Source organism: Streptomyces sp. NPDC107454 (genome assembly GCF_055582885.1).
Genome location: NZ_JBVJPA010000002.1, coordinates 116,375 through 129,099, shown reverse-complemented (window position 1 = coordinate 129,099; position 12,725 = coordinate 116,375). Strand labels below are relative to the sequence as shown.

Genomic DNA, 12,725 nt, shown 5'->3' with positions numbered 1-12,725 from the left:
GCCCGGTCTCATGTGCCGGTGACCGTGACGCCGTTCTGAGCGGCACAGGCAGGACTGCGCCCCCAAGCGACCTCACACCCGTGGGGCACGACACCGCACCGTGCGCTTGCGAACCCATCCACCTTTCCGCGCAGGAGGAAGCTCATGGACTGGCGTGAATCGGCCATCTGCCGGGGCATGGACCCCGAACTCTTCTTTCCCATCGGCGCGAGCAGCAGCGTCGCGGCACTCGACCAGATCGACGAGGCGAAAGCCGTGTGCCACACCTGCCCCGTCCTGCGGGAATGCATGGGCTGGGCGCTGAACGTGGCCGCCGTGGAGGGAATCTGGGGCGGCACCACGGAAGCCGAACGCCGTGCCCTGCGACGTCGCAGGGCACGCGGCGACCGCGACGCGGCGAGCACCTCCGCTTGAACGCCGGCGCCGCCCCGGCACGTGCGTGGCGCAGCAGAAGGAAGCCGCCGACCGACAGCACTGACAAACACCGTCTCACATCGATGTCACACCTTCGACGGGTCAACTGTCATGACAGTGCACGCGGTACGTAATCGCACTGATACACGGAGGAAGACCATGAACCGCCCCATACTCGAATCCGCTGCCCAGGCGATCGCCGATGCGACGGCCACTCCGCCGTTCCTGTACGAACTGGGCCCGGACGGTGCCCGGAAGGTGCTCGACGATCTGCAGTCCGCGCCCGTCGAGAAGCTCGATGTGCAGGAGAAATGGATCACGGTGCCCGCCGACGTCGGCGACGTCCAGGTCCGCATCGTCAAGCCCGCCGACACCGAAGGCACCCTGCCGGTCGTGCTCTATGTCCACGGCGGGGGCTGGGTCATCGGCAACGCCGGCACCCACGACCGTCTGGTCCGCGAACTCGCCGTCGGCGCACGGGCCGCCGTGGTGTTCGTCGAGTACGACCGGTCCCCGGAGGCCAAGTACCCGGTCGCCATCGAGCAGGCGTACGCGACCGCCCGGTGGGTCACCGCGAACGGCGCCCAGGAAGACCTCGATGCCTCCCGCATGGCCGTGGCCGGCGATTCTGTCGGTGGCAACATGACGGCCGCGCTGACCCTCATGGCCAAGCAGCGTGGTGACGTGACCTTTGTTCACCAGTCGCTCTACTACCCGGTCACCGACGCGGGCCAGGACACCCCGAGCTACCGCGAGTTCGCGGACGGCCCTTACCTCACGGCGAAGGCGATGGCCTGGTTCTGGGACTGCTACACCACCGACCCGGCGCAGCGCGCGGAGATCACGGCGTCGCCGCTGCGGGCCCGGCTCGAGGACCTGCAGGGACTCCCGCCGGCGCTCGTGCTCGTGGACGACAACGACGTTCTGCGCGACGAGGGCGAGGCATACGCCCGCAAGCTGACTCAGGCCGACGTGCCGACCACCAGCATTCGCTACAACAGCAGCCTGCACGACTTCATGATGCTCAACCCCGTGCGGGACACGCGAGCCACCGACGCCGCCGTGCAGCAGGCCGTCCGCAGCCTGCGCACCGCCCTCCATGACGACTGACACGCACCGGGCGTCCTCCTCGACGCGGCCCTCCCCGGCCGTGCGCCAACCCCTCACCCGCGCTTCCGTCCGACCGGACGGATGAAGCAGTCTCCCGTCCGAAAGGCCCTGCCATGCAACGACCTTCTCTGCCCCGACGCGCCCGCGGCCCTCTCTCCTTCCTGGCCACGGCAAGTGTCGCCGCGGCCCTGCTCGCCACGTCGGTCGCGCCGGCGAGCGCAGGCAAGGGTTCTCCGCCGTCCCGCCGAAAGCCGACCGTCGTTCTCGTCCGCGGCGCGGTCGCCGACTCCAGCAACTGGAACGGTGTCGTGCAGCGGCTGACGGGGGAGGGCTATCCGGTCGTGGCCGCGGCCAACCCGCTGCGCAGGCTCGGCATCGACGCCGCCTACCTGAAGGAGGTCTTGGCCGACCTCGACGGGCCGGTGGTGTCGGTGGGACACTCCTACGGCGGGTCGGTCATCAGCGATGCCGCCACGGGTGTCAAGCACGTCAAGGCGCTCGTCTACATCGCCGCCTTCCTCCCGGAGAAGGGCGAGAGCGCGGTCGAGTTGTCGGGCAAGTTCCCCGGCAGCACTCGGGGCGAGGCCCTGCGCCCCGTCCCGGTCACACTGCCCGACGGTTCCCAGGGCACCGACCTTTACATCGAACAGGCCGAGTTCCACGACCGGTTCGCGGCCGACGTCCCGCGCGGCACCACCGACATCATGGCCGCACCCAGCGGCCGGTGACCAGTGCCGCCCTGGAGGAGGGCGCGTCCGAGCCGGCCTGGAAGACCATTCCCTCGTGGGTCCTCGTGGCCACCGAGGACCGCAACATTCCTCCGAAGGCCCCGCACTTCATGGCCGACCGTGCCCACGCGTACACCATCGAAGTACAGGCGTCGCACGCCGTGAGCGTCTCGCGGCCGGGTGAGGTCGTCCGCGTCATCGAGGCGGCTGCGGGACCGGTGCACTGACTCGGCACCAAACCCTTGGGTGTGGAGGCGAGTTGGCCGCCCCCCTTAGTTGTCCGCGTGCGCACGCCTACGCCGCACCGGCCGCCCGGTGTCTCCCGCACAGTCCGGGAACGCAATGATCTCGCCCGATCGGAAGGATCGGAATGATCGGACGGGACCGGAAGGAGCGGACAGGATCGCCGGAGTCATGGTCGTCGATGCGTCGACTCGTGAGCGGAGCTCAGAGCGCGCCGCAAGGGTGTGGTGACGAGGCCGCCTTCTCGGCTTCGGCGGCCCGAAGCTGCTTCAGGGCGCCGGACACCGACTGCATCTGTACGTCGAGCAGTGCGAGGGTGCCGCGCAGTTCGGAGATGCGGGCGGCGAGAGAGACGGCCTCCGCGGCCAGAGACTGCGCGAGATCCGCGACGGAGAGCGGGGTGGGGGAGGTGGTCGTCATCGTGTGGTCCTGTCTCGGCTGGACGGCGGGAGAGAGGGCTGGTGTGGATGTGGCTGGTGCGGAAGCCCTGGCGTCAGGCGCAATCACAACCCGGGGCCCGTGGCGGTGCGTCAGGGCAGAAGGCTGCCCAGCGGTACGGCGGGATCGGTGAGGGCGGCGTCGTCGAGCTCGGCCCCGGACTCGATGAGCGTGCGGATCGGGTCGATGACGTCCCATACGTTGACGCTCATCCCCGCGACGACGCGGTTCCCCGACATCCAGAAAGCGATGAACTGGCGCTTGTCGGTCGGGCCCCGGAAGAGCACACGGTCGTATCCGCCGGGTTCGGTGTGGCCCGTGTATTCCATGCCCAGGTTGTACTGGTCCGTGTAGAAGTACGGGAGGCGGTCGTACACGGCGTGCTCGCCGAGCATGCTCGCCGCCGCCGCGCGGGGCTGGTGGAGTGCGTTGGCCCAGTGCTCGACGCGCAGATGACGGCCGTACCGAGGGTGGTAGGCGTTGGCGACGTCTCCCGCGGCGTAGATGTCGGGCGCCGAGGTACGCAGATGCTCGTCGGTGACGATGCCGTCGCGCACTTCCAGACCGGCTTCCTGCGCGAGCTGGACGTTCGGTGTGATGCCCACACCCACGACGACGGCGTCGGCCGGCAGGTGGGTCCCGTCGGCGAGCAGCACGCCGTCAGCGCGGCCGTCGCTCGAGGTGATGCGCTCGACCTCCGCATGGGGGTGCAGGCGCACTCCGTGTTCCGTGTGGAGGCCGGCGAACACCTGGGCAGCCTCCCGGCCCAGGACCTTCTGCAACGGCAGCGCGGAGTGCTCGAGGACCGTCACCTCCGCCCCGGCCAGGCGGGCGGCGGCCGCCGTCTCCAGGCCGATCCAGCCGCCGCCGATCACCACGATCCGCGCGCCTTCGGTGAAGGCGGCCTTGAGCCGATCACTGTCACCGACCCGGCGCAGGTACAGCAGGTTCTCCAGGTCGGCTCCGGGGACCGGCAGACGGCGCGGCGTCGAACCGGTGGCGAGCAGCAGTTTGGCGTACGCGATGCGTCGGCCATCCTCCAGTTCGACCAGTGCCGCGCGCGGGTCGACGGTGCGCACGGTGGTGCCGAGCAGCAGGTCGACGTCGTGGTCGGCGTACCAGTTCTCGGGGTGGACGTAGATCGACTCGCGGTCCTCCTTGCCCAGCAGATAGCCCTTGGACAGCGGAGGCCGGATGTAGGGCCTCTCCCGTTCGTCACCGATGACGAGGAGGCGGCCGTCGTAGCCGCGTTCGCGCAGGGCCTCCACGGCCGTGCCCGCGGCCAGGCCGCCTCCGACGATCACAAAGGGATTCACACCAGACATGGAGTTCCTCGTTTCCGGTCGTGCCATGGCGGGTGGCATGGTGCGTGACTCAACCTTCAGACCGAGTTGTCACCCATCTTGTGACAGGAGCGGCGGGCGCGAGCGTGAGGCGAGGGAAGCGGGGGGCACACTGTTGTCACACTTCTACGTGTTGCTTGGTCATACAGGTGCCGAGAGGGGCTGAGCCGGTCAGCCCCGTTGACAGCGAACGCCCCAGGGACGGCGAAGGAGAGGTGGATGACCTACGTCATCGCGCAACCCTGCGTCGACGTCACCCTCTCTCGTCGAGGACCCACGGCAGAACCAAGGGCCGGGGGCCCGGTCCGGGCGGGCGCCGGCGGCATCGCCGACGCCCTCCCGCACCGCCGCGGCGGTCGGGTCCGCGCGGTCACCGGTGTCGGCGAACGGTGGTCGGCAGCCCGCTCTAGGAAGCCAGCCTGATGGTGGTCGGAGTGCCGCGCCACGCCATACGCGCGTAGGGACAGAGCGAGTCGGCCTGTTCCAGCAGCGGGGTCGCGATCTCCGGATCCACCTCCGGCCAGTTCACCACCAGAGCGATGTGCAGCAGATAGCCGCCGTCGTCCGGATCCCGCCCGAAGGAGACGGTCGCGTCCACCGAGATGGCGGCGGGGTCGAGTTCTTCCTGGCGCGCCACCAGGCTCAGAGCTCCGTGGAAGCAGGCCGCGAAACCGGCGGCGAACAGCTGCTCGGGATTGGTCGCCCGGCCGTCCCCGCCGAGTTCGGCGGGCATGCGCAGGTCGAGATCGAGGGCACCGTCGGACGAGACCGCCCGGCCGGAGGCGCGCCCGTGGGAGGCGACGCCGCCGCTCACGGTCACGGTCGTCGTGTAGATGGGGGAGAAGGCCGTGCCCACGTAGTCCTTCTCCGTGGACAGGTTCGGCAACGGGAACTGCTCGGTCACAGGATGACTCCGGCGTTGTCGTGGCACGTGCACGGGCCTATGCCTGGTGACACGTACCGATAGGGCGGGAACGCGGTGGGGACGCCGCACGCGGGTGGGGGGATCTTCTCTCGGACGGCGAGGCGGAACTCCCGTTGCCGGGCGGGCGCCTGCGCGTCGCTCACGACATGTGTCACGTTGCGCTGTCCTTTGGTCAAGGGACATCCGGATTCCGGATGACTGGTTGACCGACGAGTACGCGTTCTTGTGACATCCAGGCTGCCACGAGGGTGTAGGCGAGTGGCGGTCCTGCCCGGAGGGGGTCGGTCATCCGGGCGAGCCGGGCCCCGAACTGTCGAGACCGAGGGCGAGCACGGACGTGTCGGTGGGGTCGGGCAGCGGCACGAAGCCGTGTGCGCGCAGTTCGCCGATCACTTCCGCGCGCGAGACCGGCCACATCCAGAACGTCTCCGTGTGCTCGCGCAGTACGCGCCGTCCCGCGCGCACCCAGTAGTCGAACCGTGCGCGGATCCGCGCACCGTCGGCCGACATCACCATGCGTCCTGCGTACTCGTGCCGGCCGACCTGCTGCGCAGGGAAGTGACGCACGACGTCCTCGCCGGGGAGGCGAGTTGGTGGGAGCTGGAGAAGGAGCGTGCCGCCGGGGACGAGGGCGTGGGCGAGGGACGGCCACAGGGCGCGGCGCGCGGCAGGCGTCAGACAGGCCACGGTGTTGTGGCAGACGGCCACGTCCGCGACGTCGTACAGCCCGGCCCGGTCGAGCGGGTGGGGATGAACCGTGACGCGTGTCCTCGACTCGGCGGGCAGCGAGGCCAGATATGTCATCAGGGAGGTCCGCATGGCCCGAGCGGGTTCGACGGCGTGCACGCCCACCCTGGATTCGCGCAGACTCAGCCACGTGACACGACCGGTTCCGGCGCCCACATCCAGGACGCCGAGGCGGGCACCGCGCACGGCGTCGCCGTAGAGGTGGTGGACCCGTAGCGCGTCCTGTTGGGCCTGGAGCACGTCGTAGAACTCGGCGCTGACGGCGTACTCGTTCAGCGCGGGCGCAGGATCCGGCGCCCGGGAGATGACTGTGTGCATACATACCAAGACCGGCGACACTTCGCTTTTGTGACAACCGTGTGTTTCGGTGTGGAGCCGACGCACGCGCCGCGAAGGCCCCGGTGCCATGAGGCGACCGGGGCCTTCGAAGCAGCGCGGATTCCGCTGCCAAGCAGAACGGATTGCGACGTCAGGACCACGTGACCGGCATGAGGTCCGCACCGAGCGCGTCGGACTCGAGGATCGTTTTGACAGTGCCGAGATAGCGGGCCGCGTCGGCACCGTCCACCAGGCGGTGGTCGTACGAAAGCGACAGGAATACCATGTCGCGGATGCCGATCGCCGCCGCGCCGTCGGCCTCCACGATGGCAGGACGCTTCACCACGTTGCCGACGCCCAGCGTGGCGACCTGGCCGGGGGGCACGATCACCGTGTCGAACAGGGCGCCACGGGAACCGGTGTTGGAGATGGTGAATGTGGCGCCCGAGACGTCCCCCGGGGTGAGCAGGCCGGTGCGGGCCTTGTCGGCGAGTGCTGTCGTCGCGCGGGCGATCCCCGCGATGCTCAGGTCGCCCGCGGCCTTGATGACCGGAGTCGTCAGACCCTTGCCGGTGTCGACCGCGACGCCGATGTTCTCCGTGTCGAAATAGGTGATGGTCCCCGCGTCCATGTCCAGTCGCGCGTTGACGACAGGGTGGGTCTTGAGCGCCTGGGCGGCCGCCTTGACGAAGAACGGGAAGGGGGACAACTTGACGCCGGTGCGCGCCGCGAAGTCCTCCCTGGCGCGCGAGCGCAGCCGCATGAGCGAGGTGACGTCCGCCTCGACGAAGGTGGTGAGCTGGGCCTGCTCCTGCAGCGCCTTCTTGAGGTTGTCGCCGATGAGCCTGCGGATGCGGGTCATTGGGGCGGTCTGGCCCCGCAGCGACGAGGAGGGGGTGGCCGGTGCGGGTGGGGTGGCCGCCGCGGGCGCCGGGGTCTCGCGCACGAACAGTGGTGGCGCCGGGGGCACGGGCGGTGCCACGGACGGGACGGGCACCGGCGGTGCCACGTCGGGCGCGGGCTCGGGCGGTGTCGCGTCGGGGACGGGCGCCATGGTCTCCTCGGGCCCCGGCGGCGTGAGGTCGCCATCCGGCAGCGGCCGAGCCTCTTCCGCCTGGCCGATGACGGCGAGCTCGGCACCGACCTCCACCGTCTCGTCCTCGGCCACGGTGATGCTGATCAGGATGCCCGCGGCGGGGGAGGGGATCTCGGTGTCGACCTTGTCGGTGGCGATCTCCAGAAGGGGTTCGTCGGCCTCGACGGTGTCTCCGACGTTCTTGAGCCAGCGCGTGACAGTGCCTTCGGTGACACTCTCGCCCAGTGCGGGCAGGGGGACGGAAACGGCCATGATGGTGCGTGCTCCTTGTGTCGTCGCGGGGCGCCGTCGCACCCCAGGTCCTCGTCCGGCGTCGGTGACCGCAGGCCCGGTCGGGCCCGTCATCCCTTCCAGCCGTAGCGATCGCGGGCCTTGGCGACCATGCCGGGGTCGATCTCGTCGGCCAGGGCCAGCCGGTCCAGCGCCGCGACGACGATGGACTCGGCGTCGACCCGGAAGTAGCGGCGCACCGCGTCCCGGGTGTCCGACAGACCGAATCCGTCGGTCCCCAGCGACGAGTAGTCCTGCGCGACCCATTGGCTGATCTGGTCGGGTACCTGACGCATCCAGTCGCTCACCGCGAGGACCGGACCCGCGGCCCCGTCGAGCGCCCGGGTGACGTAGGGGACGCGCTCCTCGCCGCGCAGCCGGGCCCGGTCGGCGTCCAGCGCGTCCCGGCGCAGCTCCGTCCAGGAGGTCACCGACCACACGTCGGCGCGAACACCCCAATGCGAGCCGAGGAGTTGCTGTGCCTCGAGCGCCCAGTGGATCGCCGTGCCCGAGGCCAGCAACTGGATCCGGGGCCCGGCTGCGTCCGCGTCCGCTTCCCGGAAGCGATACAGGCCCCGCACGATGCCCTCTTCCACAGCGGCGCCCGACGGTATGGCCGGCTGGCGCTTGGGCTCGTTGTAGACCGTCAAGTAGTAGAAGACATCCTCGGGTCGCTCCCCGTACATCCGTCGCAGACCGTCCTTGACGATCACGGCGATCTCATAGGCGAAGGCCGGGTCGTAGCTCACCGCCGCCGGGTTGGTGGAGGCCAGCAGGTGGGAGTGGCCGTCGGCGTGCTGCAGACCTTCGCCGGTCATCGTCGTACGGCCGGCCGTCGCACCGATCACGAATCCGCGCCCCATCTGGTCGGCGAGCGCCCAGAACTGGTCGCCGGTGCGCTGGAATCCGAACATCGCGTAGAAGATGTAGAAGGGGATCATCGGTTCGCCGTGGGTGGCGTACGAGGTCGCCGCGGCGGTGAACTCGGCCATGGAACCGGCCTCGGTGATGCCTTCGTCGATCAACTGCCCGTTTCTGGCTTCGCGGTAGTGCAGCAGCTGGTCGGCGTCCACCGGCTCGTAGTTCTGCCCCTGCGGGGCGTAGATCCCGGCCGTCGGGAAGAGCGACTCCATGCCGAACGTCCGGGCCTCGTCGGGGATGATCGGTACCCAGCGCGGCCCCGTCTCCTCGTCCCGCATCAGGTCCTTGACCAGCCGGACCAGTGCCATGGTGGTGGCCACCTCCTGCTGGCCGAACCCCTTGTACAGGGCTACGAAGGGTCGCGCGGGAGGCTGCTTCAGCGGCTTGGGAACGACGATGCGCGCGGGGGCGGGGCCGCCCAGAGCGGTGCGCCGGTCGCGCAGATACTGCACCTCGGGAGAGTTCTCGCCCGGATGCCAGTACGGGACCAGGTCGCCGCTGAGCGCGCTGTCCGGGATGGGCAGATCCAGTGCGTCGCGCATGTCGCGGAACTGGTCCATGGTGAGCTTCTTCATCTGGTGGTTGGCGTTGCGCGACGCGAAGCCCCGCCCCAGAGTGTGGCCCTTGACGGTCTGCGCGAGAACGACGGTGGGCTGTCCGCGGTGTTCGGCCGCGGCGCGGTATGCGGCATACACCTTGAGCGGCTCGTGACCGCCGCGTGATTCCCCGAAGAGATCGAGGAGTTGGGCGTCGCTCAGCCCCGCCGCGATGCCGGAGAGCGGGTCACCGGTGAAGAAGTGCGTGCGTATGTAGGCGGCGTCGCGGGTGGCGTACGTCTGCATCTGCGCGTCGGGCACCTCGCCGAGGCGGCGGACGAGTGAGCCGTCGGTGTCGTGGCGCAGGACGGTGTCCCAGGCCTCGCCCCACAAGGACTTGACCACGTTCCAGCCCGCACCGCGGAAGCGTCCCTCCAGCTCCTGGACGATCTTGGAGCCGGACCGTACGGGCCCGTCCAGGCGCTGCAGATTGCAGTTGACGACGAAGGTGACGTTGTCCAGGCCCTCCCGGGCGGCGAGCGCGAGCGCCGCCGTCGACTCGGGCTCGTCCATCTCCCCGTCGCCGAGGAAGGCCCACACCCGGGAGCCGGACGTGTCCTTGATGCCCCGGTCGTGCAGATAGCGGTTGAAGCGGGCCTGGTAGACGGCGGCGAGCGGGCCGAGTCCCATGGACACGGTGGGGAACTCCCACAGCCACGGCAGCCGCCTCGGGTGCGGGTACGACGGCAGCCCGTGGCCGGCGGCCTCGCGGCGGAAACCGTCCAACTCCCGCTCGTGGAGGCGTCCTTCGAGGAACACCCGGGCGTAGATGCCCGGCGAGGCGTGTCCCTGCACGTACAGCTGGTCGCCGGATCCGTCCCGTTCCTTGCCGCGGAAGAAGTGGTGGAAGCCGACCTCGTAGAGCCAGGCCGCCGAGGCGTACGTGGCGATGTGGCCGCCCAGGCCCAGGCGGGAGCCGCGGGTCACCATCGCGGCCGCGTTCCACCGGTTGAGGGCGGTGATCCGGGCTTCCATGGCGAGGTCGCCGGGGTAGTCGGGCTGGGCCGACGAGGGGATGGTGTTGATGTAGTCGGAGCTCAGCAGGGCCGGCACGGGGACCCCGGCCTTCGTCGCGTAGGCGTGCACGCGCCGCAGGAGGTACGCCGCCCTGTCCGGACCCGCGGTGCGCACGACGGCCTCCAGGGAGGCCTGCCATTCGGCGGTCTCTTCGGCGTCGCGGTCGGGCAGTTGGTCGAGTTCGCTGGTCGAGGGCTCAGCGGGCCGGGCCGGGTCAGTCATGTCGGTCTTTCCTGTCGTGGCACATGGAGTGAGGAGGAGCCGGTGCCGGCGCGGGAGCCGTGCTCCCGCGCCGGACAGCGGCGGTGAGGGCGCGGGTTTTGGCCGCGGCGGCGGTCAGTGCCGCGCGAGCCACTGCGTGAGCGTCTCGTGACCCGGGTGAGCCGTCGCGCCGGGCAGCAGCGACCGCTCGCCGACCACGGCGCCGAAGAACGGAGCGCGTGTGTCGGTGACCACGCCGCGCGCGTCGCCGTGGGCGGTCTGCAGTTCGGCGGCGAGTTCGTCGAGGCGGTATTCCTCGGGCCCGGCGATCTCCACGGCGCCGAACTGCGGCAACCCGACGGCCACATGGGCGAGTCGGGCCGCGACGTCGTCCGTCGACATGGGGCGGATCAGTACGGGCGCGACGCGGACCCCGTCGGTGTGCGCGGTCGAGCGGGACAGGGCGTCCACCGACTCGAAGAACGGTGTGGCGCGCACGAGGGAGTGCGGGGTCGGCGAGCGCCTGGCCCGCTCCTCCTGCACCGCCTTGGCACGGAAGTAGCCCTGCTTGATCCGGTCGACGCCCACGAGGGACAGCGCGACATAGTGCTCGACGCCGGCCGTGGCGGCGGCGTCCAGCAGGTTGCCGGTGGACGTGTCGAAGAACGCGACGCTCGTCGCCTCCGTACGGGAGGGTGCGTCGGTGACGTCCACGACCACGTCGGTGCCGTGCAGGGCCTCGGCGAGCCCTTGCCCGGTGAGGACATCGACACCCTCGCGGCGTGACACGGGCACGACCTCCACACCGTGGTCCCGGAGCCGGGCGACGGTCCTGGATCCGATCACGCCGGTGGCCCCTGCAACAACGACTCTCATCTGGGTCTCTTCCCGTCAGGGGGTCGGCGACCCCGCGGATGCGTGCGTGACGGCGACATCGGCCACCCATCACACCTACGACAGTCGTTGCGTCGCTGTTGTGACACTTTCCGCGAACACGGCCGCGGAGTGCCGTCCCCGTGTCACAGATCCGCTCACTTCCCGGTCAACAGGATCGAAAGGGTGCGGAGTTCCACCCGCCCGGCCACCTGGTGACTCACGAAAGGTGCACAACGGTGTCGGAGAATCACGCAGAGCACATGCACGGAGCCGGCGGCGAAGGGGCGACGGAGAGCTGGATGAAGGCGGCGAAGCTCCTGCAGGACGCCTCCCCTCTGACGTTCCCCGAAGGTGCCTCGGCCATGACCATCCAGGTCGAGTGGGAACCGGGAGATCCGGGAACCCCGCCGCACCGCCACTCGGGTCCCGCCTTCGGCTACGTCGTGGAGGGCGCGGTCCGCTTCGAGATGGAGGGTGAGCCCGAGCGGGTGGTGGAGGCCGGCGGCACGTTCTGGGAGCCGGGCGGCGACGCCATCCACTACCAGGACGGCAACGCGCTCAGCGACGCGCGGACCCGCTTCGTCGTGACCATCATGTGCGCGCCGGGCAAGCCCATGCTCGAACTCGTCTCCAAGCAGGAGCTGGAGCAGCGCGCCCGTCTGCGCGCCCCGCGGCCCACCGAGTGAGGCGCTCGATGGGTGGCCACAGCGCGGGAGGGCGCGCCGGGCGATGAACGCTGCCGACACCGTGCACGCCCTGCTGACCGCGCTGTTCGTGGGCGCGGCAGGCTACGCCGTGCGGCATGCGTGCGCACCGTCCGGCGGGGCGTGGCACGGCCGCGTCGACCATTCTTTGCACGCCGTCATGGCTGTGGCCATGGCGGCGATGCTGTGGGGGCCGGTGCCGTCGCGAACGGGACAGGCCGTGCTCTTCACCGCCGCGGCCTTCTGGTTCCTGCTCACCCCCGTGCGCAGGGCCGGTGAGTCCCGCTCGGCGGCGACGGTGCGGCGACTGCCCTCCGCGCTGGGCATGACCGCGATGGTCTGGATGCTGCGCGCCGCGCACACCGCGCACACCGCGCACACCGCGCACGCCCCGCATGCCCTGCACCACGCGCCACCCGCCGGATCACGGGTGACGGTCCTGCTGGCCCTGTGCCTGCTCGTCTGCGCGCTGTGGTCGCTGACCCGGGACATGCCCGTGCTGCGTGCAGGGCCAGGGACCTCGGCGGTACTTCGGTCCCCGTACCGTCACTTCTGGGACGGGTCGATGGCCCTGGGTGCGGCGGTCATGCTGGTCATGCCGCACTGACCGGCACGACCGCCGGCGCCACGTCAGGGTGCGGCCCCCCTTCGCCACGTCACCCTGCGCCGATGACGGCCTTGCTGCGCATCAGGCAGTCGGACAGAAAGCTGTCGTGGGGCACTCCGGGCGCCATCCGCCTGACGCAGCGCCCCGACCAGCCGGTGCGGTGTGAACGGC

Annotated in this window: 11 protein-coding genes and 1 pseudogene; 5 read left to right on the top strand and 7 right to left on the bottom strand. The window is 70.3% G+C overall.

Annotated features, from left to right (window positions below; all coding sequences use genetic code 11):
* Positions 1–144: 144 nt before the first annotated feature.
* The 3 genes and pseudogenes from ACZ69M_RS04735 to ACZ69M_RS04725 all read left to right on the top strand — a co-directional run bounded on the left by ACZ69M_RS04735 (position 145) and on the right by ACZ69M_RS04725 (position 2,479).
* A complete protein-coding gene (locus tag ACZ69M_RS04735; protein ID WP_470046606.1) occupies positions 145–414 on the top strand; it encodes a WhiB family transcriptional regulator in 270 nt (89 codons plus the stop codon).
* Between the two features lie 159 nt (positions 415–573).
* Positions 574–1,524 (top strand): alpha/beta hydrolase, encoded by a 951-nt coding sequence (locus ACZ69M_RS04730; RefSeq protein ID WP_470046604.1) that lies wholly within the window; start codon positions 574–576, stop codon positions 1,522–1,524.
* Between the two features lie 113 nt (positions 1,525–1,637).
* Positions 1,638–2,479 (top strand): annotated as a pseudogene (locus ACZ69M_RS04725) (alpha/beta fold hydrolase).
* 220 nt (positions 2,480–2,699) lie between these two features.
* Here the strand turns inward: ACZ69M_RS04725 and ACZ69M_RS04720 are convergent.
* The 7 genes from ACZ69M_RS04720 to ACZ69M_RS04690 form a co-directional block, all read right to left on the bottom strand.
* Complete coding sequence (locus tag ACZ69M_RS04720) at positions 2,700–2,915, bottom strand: hypothetical protein (protein ID WP_470046602.1); 216 nt, start codon at positions 2,913–2,915, stop codon at positions 2,700–2,702.
* A gap of 110 nt (positions 2,916–3,025) precedes the next feature.
* Positions 3,026–4,258 (bottom strand): NAD(P)/FAD-dependent oxidoreductase, encoded by a 1,233-nt coding sequence (locus tag ACZ69M_RS04715; RefSeq protein WP_470046600.1) that lies wholly within the window; start codon positions 4,256–4,258, stop codon positions 3,026–3,028.
* A 424-nt stretch (positions 4,259–4,682) separates the two neighbouring features.
* Positions 4,683–5,180 carry an Ohr family peroxiredoxin gene (locus tag ACZ69M_RS04710; RefSeq protein WP_352050244.1) on the bottom strand — a complete coding sequence of 166 codons (498 nt, stop codon included), beginning with the start codon at positions 5,178–5,180 and terminating at the stop codon, positions 4,683–4,685.
* 306 nt (positions 5,181–5,486) lie between these two features.
* Positions 5,487–6,266, bottom strand: a complete 780-nt coding sequence (locus tag ACZ69M_RS04705; protein WP_470046598.1) for a methyltransferase — start codon at positions 6,264–6,266, stop codon at positions 5,487–5,489.
* Positions 6,267–6,417: 151 nt separating this feature from the next.
* Positions 6,418–7,614: a 2-oxo acid dehydrogenase subunit E2 gene (locus ACZ69M_RS04700; protein ID WP_470046596.1), complete on the bottom strand. Its 1,197-nt coding sequence runs from the start codon at positions 7,612–7,614 to the stop codon at positions 6,418–6,420.
* Positions 7,615–7,703: 89 nt separating this feature from the next.
* Entirely contained in the window at positions 7,704–10,388 is a 2,685-nt protein-coding gene (gene aceE, locus ACZ69M_RS04695) for a pyruvate dehydrogenase (acetyl-transferring), homodimeric type (RefSeq protein WP_470046595.1), read from the bottom strand.
* Between the two features lie 114 nt (positions 10,389–10,502).
* Positions 10,503–11,243: an SDR family oxidoreductase gene (locus ACZ69M_RS04690; RefSeq protein WP_470046593.1), complete on the bottom strand. Its 741-nt coding sequence runs from the start codon at positions 11,241–11,243 to the stop codon at positions 10,503–10,505.
* A gap of 236 nt (positions 11,244–11,479) precedes the next feature.
* On the opposite strand from ACZ69M_RS04690, the gene ACZ69M_RS04685 reads away from it, so the two are divergent.
* A complete protein-coding gene (locus ACZ69M_RS04685) occupies positions 11,480–11,929 on the top strand; it encodes a cupin domain-containing protein (protein WP_470046591.1) in 450 nt (149 codons plus the stop codon).
* Positions 11,930–11,972: 43 nt separating this feature from the next.
* Positions 11,973–12,554, top strand: a complete 582-nt coding sequence (locus tag ACZ69M_RS04680) for a DUF5134 domain-containing protein (protein WP_470046589.1) — start codon at positions 11,973–11,975, stop codon at positions 12,552–12,554.
* Positions 12,555–12,725: the final 171 nt, after the last annotated feature.

Coding starts and splice junctions, on each gene's coding strand:
- ACZ69M_RS04735 (WP_470046606.1), top strand. CDS start 145: ATGGACTGGCGTGAATCGGCCATCTGCCGGGGCATGGACCCCGAACTC.
- ACZ69M_RS04730 (WP_470046604.1), top strand. CDS start 574: ATGAACCGCCCCATACTCGAATCCGCTGCCCAGGCGATCGCCGATGCG.
- ACZ69M_RS04720 (WP_470046602.1), bottom strand. CDS start 2,915: ATGACGACCACCTCCCCCACCCCGCTCTCCGTCGCGGATCTCGCGCAG.
- ACZ69M_RS04715 (WP_470046600.1), bottom strand. CDS start 4,258: ATGTCTGGTGTGAATCCCTTTGTGATCGTCGGAGGCGGCCTGGCCGCG.
- ACZ69M_RS04705 (WP_470046598.1), bottom strand. CDS start 6,266: ATGCACACAGTCATCTCCCGGGCGCCGGATCCTGCGCCCGCGCTGAAC.
- ACZ69M_RS04700 (WP_470046596.1), bottom strand. CDS start 7,614: ATGGCCGTTTCCGTCCCCCTGCCCGCACTGGGCGAGAGTGTCACCGAA.
- aceE (WP_470046595.1), bottom strand. CDS start 10,388: ATGACTGACCCGGCCCGGCCCGCTGAGCCCTCGACCAGCGAACTCGAC.
- ACZ69M_RS04690 (WP_470046593.1), bottom strand. CDS start 11,243: ATGAGAGTCGTTGTTGCAGGGGCCACCGGCGTGATCGGATCCAGGACC.
- ACZ69M_RS04680 (WP_470046589.1), top strand. CDS start 11,973: ATGAACGCTGCCGACACCGTGCACGCCCTGCTGACCGCGCTGTTCGTG.